We start from the raw sequence: 11,804 nt of genomic DNA on the forward strand, positions 1-11,804 counted from the left end.
CGGCGCGTACGGCGCGTACGGCGCGTACGGCGCGTACGGCGCGTACGGCGCGTACGGCGCGTACGGCGCGTACGGCGCGTACGGCGCGTACGACGCGCACGACTCGTACGAAACGTACGCTCCGGCATCAGTTTGGTGTCAGGCGTGCGCACGTTCGGTCGGTCGCCTCGGGCTGTCGGCGGCTCCCGATAGGCTGAACGCATGACGCGAGCCGAGCAGCCGACGGCGAACATCCCGGCCCCCGACGACGCCCTGGTCGCAGACTCCCGCGAGCGCGCCGTCCGCGCGCTCCTGCGCCGACCGCAACTGAAACGGCTGTGGAGCGCCCAGCTCATCGGCGGTGTGGGCGATGCCCTCGCCCTGCTCGTGCTGGTCGTGCTCGCCCTCCAGACCGCTGTCGCCGAGGGGTCCTTCGGCGGGGGCTACCGAGGCGTGGCCCTCGCCATCGCGACCGTCTTCGGTGCGCGTGTCCTGGCGACCCTGCTCTTCGGGGCTGTCCTGCTCGGCCCGCTCAATGCGCTGACCTCCCAGGACGGTCCGCTCGACCGCCGTTGGACCATGGTCGGCGCCGACGGCCTGCGGGCCGCCCTGCTGATCGTCGCCCCCCTGTGGATCGACTGGGCTCCGGCGGACGCGCTCGCGGTCCTGCTGGTGACCGCCTTCGTGACCGGGGTCGCCGAGCGCTTCTGGACGGTGTGCCGCGAGGGCGCGGCGCCCGCCCTGCTGCCCGCGCCGCCCCTGGAAGGCGCGACGGTGCGCCCGCTGCCGGACCACATGGACGCACTGCGGCGGCTGTCGCTGCGCACGGGCTTCGCGGCGGTGCCGCTGGCCGCCGCCGCGCTGGTCCTCGCGTCACTCCTGAACAATCTGCTGGGCACGGGCATCGCCTGGTTCGACCAGCACCAGGCGGCCCTCGCCTCGTACGTTGCGGCCGGGCTGTTCGCCGCTTCCCTCTCGGTGGTCACCTTCCTCGAACTGCCCGGCACCCGCACTCCCCGTGCGCGGTCGCCGCTGGAGGGCCTGCGCCGCCCCAGGACGGGCGGGGCCGTCGACAAGGGCCGTACGGGAGCGATCCCTCTTCTGGTGCTCGCCTGCGCGGCCGTCGCCGGGGCGGTCTCCGCGGCCGTCGCCGTCTCGGTTCTGCACGCCGAGGACCTGGGCGGCGGCCCGGTGACGTACGGTCTGCTGGTCCTCGCGCTGACCGGCGGCACGGCCGTCGGCATCCGTACGGCGCCCGGCGTGCTGCCCTCGCTGTCACGGCGCCGGCTGCTCGCGCTCGCGATCGCCTTCACCGGTGTCGCGCTGCTCGCCTGCGGACTCGATCCGGACGTCACCAGCGTGCTGCTGATCGGGGCGCTCGCCGGCATCGGCGCGGGCGTCGCCGCGAACACCGGTCACACGCTGCTCGACCAGGAGGCCGAGGACCACCGGCGGGCGCGGACCACCGACCACCTGCACGCGGTCGTCCGGGTCTTCGTCGTGCTCGGGGCGCTGGCGGCACCGGTGGTGGCGGGAGGGATCGGGCCGCACCGGCTGGAGAACGGCAAGTTCGTGTTCGCGCACGGCGGCGCCGCCTTCACGCTGATGCTGGTCGGCGCGCTGCTGCTGCCGGTGGCCGCGCTGGTCCTCGCCAAGGTGGACGACCGCTCCGGCGTGCCGCTGCGGCACGATCTGCGGGACGCGCTGCGCGGCGGTGACGACCCGGTGCAGGTGCCCGCGGCGAGCGGCTTCTTCATCGCCCTGGAGGGTGGTGACGGCGCCGGGAAGTCCACCCAGGCCGAGGCGCTCGCCGAGTGGATCCGCGCCAAGGGCCACGAGGTCGTGCTGACCCGTGAGCCGGGCGCGACACCGGTCGGCAAGCGGCTGAGGTCGATCCTGCTGGACGTCTCCAGCGCCGGACTTTCGCACCGCGCGGAGGCGTTGTTGTACGCCGCGGACCGCGCGGAGCACGTGGACACGGTCGTACGCCCGGCGCTGGACCGGGGCGCGGTGGTGGTCTCGGACCGCTACATCGACTCGTCCGTGGCCTACCAGGGCGCCGGCCGCGACCTGTCCCCGACCGAGATCGCCCGGATCAACCGGTGGGCGACCGACGGTCTCGCGCCGCATCTGACCGTTCTGCTGGACGTCGCGCCGGAGACCGCGCGCGAGCGGTTCACGGAGGCGCCCGACCGGCTGGAGTCGGAGCCGGCCGAGTTCCACGCGCGCGTGCGGTCCGGTTTCCTCACGCTGGCCGCCGCCGACCCCGGACGCTATCTGGTCGTCGACGCGGCCCAGGAGCCCGAGGCGGTCACGACGGTGATCCGCCACCGGCTCGACCAGATGCTGCCGCTCTCCGAGGCCGAGGTGAAGGCCCAGGAGGAGGCGCGCCGGAAGGCCGAGGAGGAGGCACGGCGCAAGGCGGAGGAAGAGGCGGCGCGCAAGGCCGAGGAGGAGCGGCTGGAGCGCGAGCGCCAGGAGCAGCTCGCCAGGCTGCGCGCCGAGGAGGAGGAGCGCAAGCAGCGGGAGCTGGAGGAGGCGCAGCGCCGGGAGGCCGAGCGCCAGGCCGAGGAGGCCCGGCAGCGGGCCGAGGAGGCCCGCCGTCGTGCCGAGGAGGAGCAGGCGCGGCTCCTCGCGGAGGAGCAGGCGCGGGCGGCCGAGGAGGCGCGGCGCAAGGCCGAGGAGGAGCGGCGGCGCAGGCAGGCGGAGGAGGAGGCCCGGCTGCGGGCCGAGGCCGAGGAGCGTCGCCTGGAGAAGCAGCGGAAGGCCGAGGAGGCGCTGCTGCGGGCGGAGGAGGCGCGCCGGGCCGCGGCCCAGGCGGCGGCGTCGTCCGGCGTGGCGGCCTCGGGTGCGGCGGGTACGGCCGGTGCGGACGGCAGGGCGGCGGGCGGCACCGGCGCCGGAGCCACCGGTTCCGCCGGGACCGGGTCCGGGACCGGGGGCCGGACCTCGTCAGGCTCGTCGCCGGACAACGAGACGACGGTGCCCACACCGCTGGTGACGCCGTCGAACGCGATGGGCGGTCCGGCCGACGAGACCGCCGTGCTGCCGCCCGTGCGGGTGGGGGAGTCCGAGTCGGAAACCACGGCGAAGCTGCCCAGGCCGGCCGATGAGCGGACGGCGGCCGACGAGACGGCGGTGCTGCCGCCGGTCCCGCCGGGTGCCGCGGACGAGACCGCCGTGCTGCCGCCGGTACGGGACGGTGGCGCCGGTGATCCGGCGGACCGGGTGCCGCCGGGCTTCTTCCGCGACGAGCGCCAGGCGCCGCGACCCGACGGCGCCGAGGACCGCACGCGCGAGCTGCCCCGGATGGATCCCGAGGGACGGCCGCGCAGCCGTCCCCGTCCGGACTGGGCCGAGGAGACCCCGCTGGACGACCTGCCGACCCTCGCCGACGAACTGCTCGGTCCACGCGACGACGAGGACGAGGGGCACTGGGACGAGGGCGGCGGTTCCGGCCGGCGGCGTTGAGATCGACGACGCTGAGAGCGGTGTCCTGGTGCCGCCGCGGCCCGGTGCCGCGCGGGCGCTCCGGCGTCGTTGTCGGTGCCGACCCGCACAATGGACCGCGGAGAGGCGAAGTGCGACGAAAGGGCGGTGTCCCGTGAGCGTGTGGGACGACCTGGTCGGTCAGGAGAGGGTGAGCGGGCAGCTCGACGCGGCCGCGCGTGACGCCGACGCCCTGGTCACCGCGGCCGCCGCCTACGCACCGCCGCCCGAGGCGTCGAAGATGACGCACGCCTGGCTGTTCACGGGCCCGCCCGGCGCGGGACGTACGCAGGTGGCACGGGCGTTCGCCGCCGCGCTCCAGTGCGTGAGCCCCGACCGCGCCCTCGGTGGCTCCCCCGGCTGCGGCTTCTGCGACGGCTGCCACACCGCGCTGATCGGCACGCACGCGGATGTCACCACGGTGGCCGCCGTGGGCACCCAGATCCTTGCCGAGGACATGCGTGACACGGTCCGCAAGTCGTTCACCTCGCCGGCGAACGGACGCTGGCAGGTGATCCTCGTGGAGGACGCCGAGCGGCTGAACGAGAAGTCGGCCAACGCGGTCCTCAAGGCCCTGGAGGAGCCCGCTCCCCGTACGGTCTGGCTGCTGTGCGCCCCCTCCCTGGAGGACGTCCTGCCGACGATCCGCTCCCGCTGCCGCCACCTGAACCTGAGCACGCCGTCCGTGGAGGCGGTCGCGGACATGCTCGTACGCCGCGACGGCATCGAGCCCGCGATCGCGGCCGCCGCCGCCGGCGCCACCCAGGGCCATGTCGAGCGCGCCCGCCGTCTGGCCACGGACGAGCGCGCCCGCGAGCGCCGGGCCGCCGTGCTCAGCCTCCCGCTGCGGATCGATGACATCGGCGGCTGCCTCAGGGCCGCCCAGGAGCTCGTCGACGCGGCAACCGAGGACTCCCGGCAGCTCGCGGAGGAGGTCGACACCAAGGAGACCGAGGAGCTGAAGACGGCACTCGGGGCGGTGCAGGGCGGACGCATGCCGCGCGGCACCGCGGGCGTGATGAAGGAGCTGGAGGACAGACAGAAGCGCCGCAGAACCCGTACCCAGCGCGACAGCCTGGACCAGGCCCTCACCGACCTGACCGGCTTCTATCGCGATGTGCTTGCCCTTCAGCTCGGCTCCCGCATCGCCCTCGCCAACACGGACGCGGAGGACGCCCTGGAGCGTCTGGCCCGCGGCAGCACCCCGGAATCCACCCTGCGCCGCATCGAGGCGATCGCCGCGTGCCGCGAGGCCCTGGACCGGAACGTGGCGCCGCTGCTGGCGGTGGAGGCCATGACGATGGCGCTGCGGACGGGCTGACCGCACGACCGCCGAACCGTACGACGGCCGGATCCTACGGCCGAACCGCACGACCCGCCGAACCGCACGACCCGCCGAACCGCACGACCCGCCGAACCGGCCGTGGCCGGCCGGGAGAGGCCGGCCGGGGAGAGGAGCCTGGGCGGTGGTGTCCCCATCACTCGTACGAGGCACCTTCGCGACTGAAGGTGAGCGATGCATCGCACAGCGTTACGCTCGCAGAATGCACACCAGGCCCATCCCAGGACCGTCCCGCCGTCCTCGCCCGAGCCGCTCCCTCCTTCTCCCCCTCCTCCGCCCGCCGCGCATGGTGCGGGCGGGCGGCGCCCTGCTCGCCGCCGCCGGACTGTTCGTCTCGGCCTGCTCCCAGGGGGGTTCCACGACGGCGACGGCGCAGGCGGGACTCGCCGCGCTGCCCCGGTCCACGCCGGCTGCGCTGACCTCGTACTACACGCAGAAGCTGGCCTGGCGGGAGTGCGGGGTCCCGGGCTTCGAGTGCGCCACGATGAAGGTGCCGCGCGACTACGCCCGGCCGGACTCGGGCACCGTCGGACTGGCCCTCGCCCGCAAGAAGGCCACCGATCAGGGCAAGCGCCTCGGCTCCCTGCTGGTGAACCCCGGCGGTCCCGGGGGATCGGCGGTCGGCTATCTGCAGCAGTACGCGGGCACCGGCTACCCGGCGGAGATCCGCGCCCGCTACGACCTGGTCGCCGTCGACCCGCGCGGCGTGGCCGGCAGTGAGCCCGTCAAGTGCCTCAGCGGCCCCCAGATGGACGCGTACACGCAGACCGACATCACCCCCGACAGCCAGCAGGAGAGGAACGCGCTGGTCGACGCGTACAAGCGGTTCGCGGAGGGCTGCGGCCGCCAGTCTCCGGCCCTGCTGCGCCATGTCTCCACGGTCGAGGCGGCCCGCGACATGGATGTCCTGCGGGCGGCGCTGGGCGAACGGAAGCTGACCTATGTGGGGGCGTCGTACGGGACGTTCCTCGGGGCGACCTACGCCGGACTGTTCCCGAACCGGGTCGGCCGGATGGTGCTGGACGGTGCGATGGACCCGGCCCTGTCGGCCCGCAAGCTCAACGAGGACCAGACGGCAGGCTTCGAAGGGGCGTTCGAATCTTTCGTCAAGGACTGCCTCCGGCAGACGAACTGCCCGCTCGGCGTCCCCGGCACCTCGCCGGAGAAGGCCGGCCAGAAGCTGAAGGCGTTCTTCGGGAAGCTCGACGCGTCCCCCCTTCCGACGGGCGACTCGGGAGGCCGCAAGCTGGGCGAGGCCCTGGCCATGACGGGGGTGATCGCGGCGATGTACGACCAGACGGCCTGGCCCCAGCTGCGCGAGGCGCTGACCTCGGCGATGCGGAGCGGCGACGGCGCCGGACTGCTCCTGCTGTCGGACACCTACTACGAGCGGGGCGCGAACGGTCAGTACTCCAATCTGATGTTCGCGAACGCGGCCGTGAACTGCCTGGACCTGCCGCCGGCCTTCTCGACCCCGCAGGAGGTGCGGGACGCCCTTCCGGCGTTCGAGAAGGAGTCGCCGGTGTTCGGGAAAGGGCTGGCCTGGGCGTCGCTGAACTGCGCCTACTGGCCGGTGCAGGCGACGGGCCGGCCGCACCGCATCGAGGCCAAGGGCTCGGCGCCGATCGTGGTCGTGGGCACGACCCGCGACCCGGCGACCCCTTACGCCTGGGCCCGCTCCCTCGCCTCGCAGCTCTCCGGGGGCAGACTCCTCACGTACGACGGCGACGGTCACACGGCGTACGGCCGCGGCAGCACGTGCGTCGACTCCGCGATCGACGCGTACCTGCTCCGTGGCACCCTGCCCTCGCAGGGGAAACGCTGCTCGTAGCGGCACCGGCACACCCCGGGACCGCCGACGGGGCCTCCCACCTCCGGCGGGACCGGCCGTCCCGGGGCGTGGTCGGAGCACCCCCGGAAACTGTGTAGACTTACCGCCGTTGCTGATCGCACCATAGTGCGGACAGCGCGCCGCCTTAGCTCAGATGGCCAGAGCAACGCACTCGTAATGCGTAGGTCTCGGGTTCGAATCCCGAAGGCGGCTCTTTGAAAGGCCCAGGTCAGATACCCGCTGACCTGGGCCTTTTGCTTGTCCTTGACCTTGTGGGCCGGAGGCTGTCAGAGCTGCTTTCGTCCGGTCACGGCGAGGGGAGGCCAAGGGGAGGCCATTGGCGCAACGACGGTGCAGCGGTGATCGGGCGACGGTTTGATGACAGCTTCGCGGGACGGCGCACGGAGCGCGATGGTTACTGCCCTTTGCTTGGACGGCTTTGTCGCAATCCAACAAAGCGCCCCTCTACGCTGGTCCTCATGGCGGACATCAAGAGCGGCACGGGGTTCAAGGCCCTGGTGGCCCAGACCACGGCAGTGCTACTGACACGCGGCCTTGAGGTCGAACCGGTAGCGGTTCGAGATGTGGTGGCCTACGTGGTCAGCACGGCCGCAGAGAAGGTCAGGCTGGACCCCGAGGAAGCAGTCCATCTGGTCTCGCCGGAGATGGTCGCGGACGCGATCGCGGCTGCGGCGGACGACTCCAACGAGGATGCCTCCGCTGTCCACGCTGTGCGTCCGGTCCGTCTGGACGCGCGCACCGTGGACGTGCCCACCATGGCTCTGGGGCGCCTGGTGATGGCCGGCGCACAGGCCGGAAAGTACGCGGCGGCCAACCGCGACGGCCGGGCGGCAGCTCACGCGATGGACCTGGTGACAGAACTCGGCTCCGCTACGGTGTCGGCGAGCGGCAGCGAACTCGTCGAGGTGCCGGTGGGGGTGCTTGACGAGCTTGCTGACCTTGTCCAGCGGGTTGTCGGACGGGTCGACTCTGGTGAGTGGAGCATCTGTCCGTGCGGGGAGCCGCACGAGCAGGAGGAAGTGGACCGCCAGGTCGTCGTTGCCATGAGCCAGGATGTTGCTATCGCCCGAGAACTGCAGGCCAAGGAAGGCCAGTAGTCGGCACCGTGACGGTACCTGCCTGGCGGCAAGCGGCGCCGGACGCAATCCACCGATGTCGGCAACCTGTCAAACCCACTTCCACGTCCCTCCGATCATGACCGTCAGAACTTCCGATGCATCCACCTCGGGAAGCCCCGCATGGCCGACGTGTGGGCAGGGGGCAACCTCCGATCACGCGGCGGGCTGCCTCGGTCAACAGGTCGAGCCGTACACCGAGTGTCTAGCCCACCTGAGCGATGACGACCGGTCCACATACCTAGCCGACCTGCAGCCCGGCGCGGACATCAGCCACTGCGGCACGCGATTCAGCAAGCAACTACTGGATGAGCTGCTCTCTGCGCTCACGGACCCTGCTACCAGGCGGCCCCACTTGGGCATGGCCTGGTTCAATCAGGCAGAGTTCGAAGCGGGTGCTGCGTTTCGGGAGGCAGAATTCAGCGGTGATGCCGCCTTGAGGGGCCACGAAGTTTCCGGACAGGCATCCAATAGGGTTGTCCTGAACAAGGAAACGAGGAAGAAGTGGCGCCACCCAGTAAGTACTCGCCGGAGTTCCGCGAGGAAGCCGTCCAGATCGCGTTGAGGTCAAGCAAGACGATCTCGGAAGTCGCCCGGGAGCTTGAGCTAAACTCGGAGACGCTACGCGGCTGGGTGAAGAAGTACCAGAAGCAGCAGGAACCGGCCCCCGATGCGGAACTGACGGTGAACGAGCGGGCGCGCCTGAAGGAACTCGAACGACGCAACCGCGAGCTGGAGATGGAAAATTCTTTCCTGAAAAAAGCCGCAGCGTACTTCGCGAAGGATCCCCGGTAGCAAGCAAGTACGAGTTCATCGACGAGATGCGGCTCGACACCGAGGAGTACGCATACAGCGTCGAGTTCATGTGCGGCCGACTCGGCGTATCCCGATCCGGCTACTACGACTGGCGCTCCCGCCCAGAATCCGCGACAGCTCAGCGGCGCGAAGAACTGAAACTGCTCATCGAGAAAGCCTTCGACATGTCCGACAGCACCTACGGGCACCGGCGCATCCAGGCCCAGCTGGACCGCTGGGGCGTGGCCGCAGGCGTGGAGCTGGTCCGGCGTCTCATGCGCGAACTGGGCCTGGCGCCCTGCCAGCCACGCCCGAAGAGGTTCAACCTCACTCAGGCTGCGGCCGGCCAGGTGCCGGACCTCGTCGGCCGCGACTTCACCGCGGAAGCACCCGGTGAAAAGCTCGTCGGCGACATTACCTATATCGCGACCGGGGAAGGCTGGCTGTACCTCGCGACGGTCATCGACTGTTGCACGAAAGAGGTGATCGGCTACGCGATGGACGACCACTACCAAACTCCGCTGATATCCAGGGCGATCCGCAACGCGGCACGGAACAGAAACCTCTCGGCCGGTGCAATATTTCACTCCGACCGCGGAAGTAACTACATGTCAGCCGAGTTCGGGAAGACGCTCGACCGGTTCGGGCTCCGCAGATCTTCTGGTCGCACCGGGATCTGTTTTGATAACGCCATGGCCGAATCATTCTTCGGCGCCCTGAAGAACGAGCGCGTATCAAGGGTGACTTACCTGACCCGCGAGACTGCCCGGCAGGACATCACTCGCTACATCGAATTCTGGTACAATCGCAAACGCCTCCACTCGGCGGTGGGTTACCGCCCTCCGCGCGAAGTCCACGCCGAGTACGAGAAGTTGCGAATCGCCGCGTGAAATAAACGGTCAGAAGCCTGTCCGGAAACCGCGAGGCCCCTCACTCACCAGGTGCTTCAGAGGACCGGACGAATCTTGGGGCAGCGCCCGGTGCCTTTCCCTAAAGGCGGGCCCGTGCCGTAGCGGACAGGACCCGCGACCGGCGAGGATGCCCGCCATGACCACCGACCAGAACCTCGCCCCGCTTCGGTCGACGCACTCGGCACCCGTGGTGTTCGGTGCGGGAGCGGCCATCGGTGTTCTGGGCGGGATGATCGGGCTGGGCGGCGCGGAGTTCCGACTGCCGTTGCTGATCAGCCTGTTCGGGTTCGCCGCGCTCTCCGCGGTCATCCTGAACAAGGCGATGAGCCTGGTGGTGGTCCTGGCCGCGCTGCCCGCCCGCCTGGCAGCGGTGTCGGTCTCCGAAGTGGCCGCGCACTGGCCTGTCGCAGTCAACCTGCTAGCCGGGAGCCTGGCGGGTGCCTGGGCCGGAGCATCCTGGGCGGTGCGGATGCGCGGCTCCACTCTCTACAAGGTGCTCGCAGAGTTGATGGTGCTCATGGCCGTGGCCCTGCTGGTCACGCACACCACCGCCCTGGGAACGCTCACGCTGCCACTGTGGGCGGAGGTGCCCAGCGGGGTCGTGGCTGGGTTCGGCATCGGGGTGGTCGCGGCGATCATGGGCGTGGCGGGGGGCGAGCTGTTGATCCCGACGATCGTGCTGCTGTTCGGCGTGGACATCAAGACGGCGGGCAGCCTGTAGCTGCTGGTGTCACTACCGACCATGCTGGTGGCCTTCGCCCGTTACAGCCGTGACGGCAGCTTCGCGGTGCTGCGTGCCAACCGCCGCTTCACCCTGGTGATGGCCGCAGGCTCGATCGCCGGCGCGATGCTGGGCGGGCTGCTCCTCGGTGTGTTCCCGGACCTGGTGCTCATCCCCGTGCTGGCCGTGATCCTGCTCGTCTCCTCGGCCAAGCTCGCGCGTCACGACTGACTCCGCCGGGCCGACTCGACCCCAGTGGCCAACTGCGACGCTCAGAGTGGCCAGCTGGAGTCCTCAGTCACAACAGTCACCTCGCTGACCTGGGGACTTGGCGCTAGCAAAAGTTAGCGTTACAGTCCTGCCAGCAGTACACGTGTGTCCAGAATCGGGTCGAGTTCAGCCTCTCGTACCGGCGCACTCTCAAAGTCTTCGCGGGGGACTGCTGTTGGCGCCGTGTCAGGTGCCCAGTGATTGAGAAGGACTCCTGACTCGTGCCGCTGCCGTTGTCAGTCAGCGGCGGGTCGCCTTATCGGCAGTCGAGTGGGAAGGTCCTGGCGGTGGTGGACGCGTCGTCCCCCACCACCCGCGCGGACCACGCGGGATGGCGGGTGGGTCTTGCCGCTACTACCCGGCTCCAGTCGCCAGCTTCAGCATCGTGTCCTCAGCGCATCACAAGCCGTGATAGGGCATACTCGGTGGCACGTCCGGCGTGCCCAGACGGCAAGCAGGCCGGCATCCAGCACAAGGAAAGCGGTGTAGGTAGAGGCTAAATGAATCGACTCAAGGGTCTTCTAGGCATTCGTTTTATTTGCGAAATGTAATACCGGCCCCTGCCCAAAAAGTCGATCCAGACCTCCCTCGCCAGGTCGGCAGCCTAAGTCCTCTGAAGACTTCCTCACTTCCTGGGCGCTTAATCAAGATTCTCTGAAAGGCCACCGGGCCGCCCTTTGGCGGCACCGGCTTTCGGCGTGCTCGCACGCCCCGGCGCTCCTGCGCCGCCTCCCACCCGCTCGCCGTCGGCCAAGGCCCGGCTTGTCAGGCACGAGGCGGCGGGGCCGCTGTGTGCCAGAAGGGCACACCTTGTGAACCTTCCCCCTCACATCTCCCCGGCAAGCATCCTGGCGGGGGTACCTGCGGCTCTCGCGGGCCTGGGTGGCGCCCCGTGGTGGGCCGTCGGAGTCATTCTCCTCTTGGCGTACCTGGTTGTTCCCATGACCGCAATGGTCTTGGACCACGTACGGCAGCGGAAAGGAGATGCGGTCGACGAGAAATTCACGGCGACTCTGGAAGAGATAACCGATCCTGAAAAAAGAATCCAAGCAATCATCAATTACCGGCAGGCCACCGGGGCGGCATCGCTACCCCCGCCACCACCCGAGCCCCCACCAGGATCACTGCCGCCCGAAGCATCCCCCGGCAGCACCGAGGGGACTTCCTGATAGGCGTCAAGCGAGACTTTCGCCCGAGACAGGAGGCAGTGAGGCTTTTCCAACCTCAGCTTGAGGGTAAGCATTCAGAAGGTCGTGACCGAATCGACTGTCTGACGATGTGACAGGTGGTGGGCGGGTGCGGCAGGATCCGTGATCGTGCCGTCCGCCTT

The 11,804-nt window shown here is 70.1% G+C and carries 7 protein-coding genes and 1 tRNA gene; all 8 read left to right on the top strand.

Annotated features, from left to right (window positions below):
- The first annotated feature begins 201 nt into the window (after positions 1-201).
- The 8 genes from tmk (at position 202) to ACFYMU_RS30615 (ending at position 10,435) form a co-directional block, all read left to right on the top strand.
- Positions 202-3,450 (top strand): dTMP kinase, encoded by a 3,249-nt coding sequence (tmk, locus tag ACFYMU_RS30580; protein ID WP_388380114.1) that lies wholly within the window; start codon positions 202-204, stop codon positions 3,448-3,450.
- Between the two features lie 133 nt (positions 3,451-3,583).
- Positions 3,584-4,789, top strand: coding sequence for a DNA polymerase III subunit delta' (locus ACFYMU_RS30585; RefSeq protein ID WP_388380117.1), 1,206 nt, complete (start codon positions 3,584-3,586; stop codon positions 4,787-4,789).
- A gap of 223 nt (positions 4,790-5,012) precedes the next feature.
- Positions 5,013-6,641, top strand: a complete 1,629-nt coding sequence (locus tag ACFYMU_RS30590) for an alpha/beta hydrolase (RefSeq protein ID WP_388380120.1) — start codon at positions 5,013-5,015, stop codon at positions 6,639-6,641.
- Between the two features lie 139 nt (positions 6,642-6,780).
- Positions 6,781-6,854 (top strand) — tRNA-Thr (locus ACFYMU_RS30595).
- A gap of 266 nt (positions 6,855-7,120) precedes the next feature.
- Entirely contained in the window at positions 7,121-7,759 is a 639-nt protein-coding gene (locus tag ACFYMU_RS30600) for a hypothetical protein (RefSeq protein ID WP_388380123.1), read from the top strand.
- A 522-nt stretch (positions 7,760-8,281) separates the two neighbouring features.
- Positions 8,282-9,462 (top strand): IS3 family transposase gene (locus ACFYMU_RS30605; RefSeq protein WP_388380126.1). Its coding sequence is split into 2 segments (ribosomal slippage): positions 8,282-8,546 and positions 8,546-9,462, totalling 1,182 coding nucleotides; the frame shifts between segments, so codons are not numbered across the junction.
- Between the two features lie 157 nt (positions 9,463-9,619).
- Positions 9,620-10,204, top strand: coding sequence for a TSUP family transporter (locus tag ACFYMU_RS30610; protein WP_388380129.1), 585 nt, complete (start codon positions 9,620-9,622; stop codon positions 10,202-10,204).
- A gap of 6 nt (positions 10,205-10,210) precedes the next feature.
- Entirely contained in the window at positions 10,211-10,435 is a 225-nt protein-coding gene (locus ACFYMU_RS30615; protein WP_388380132.1) for a hypothetical protein, read from the top strand.
- Positions 10,436-11,804 lie beyond the last annotated feature (1,369 nt).

Source organism: Streptomyces sp. NPDC007264 (assembly GCF_042869095.1).
In the GTDB taxonomy this organism is placed as follows: domain Bacteria; phylum Actinomycetota; class Actinomycetes; order Streptomycetales; family Streptomycetaceae; genus Streptomyces.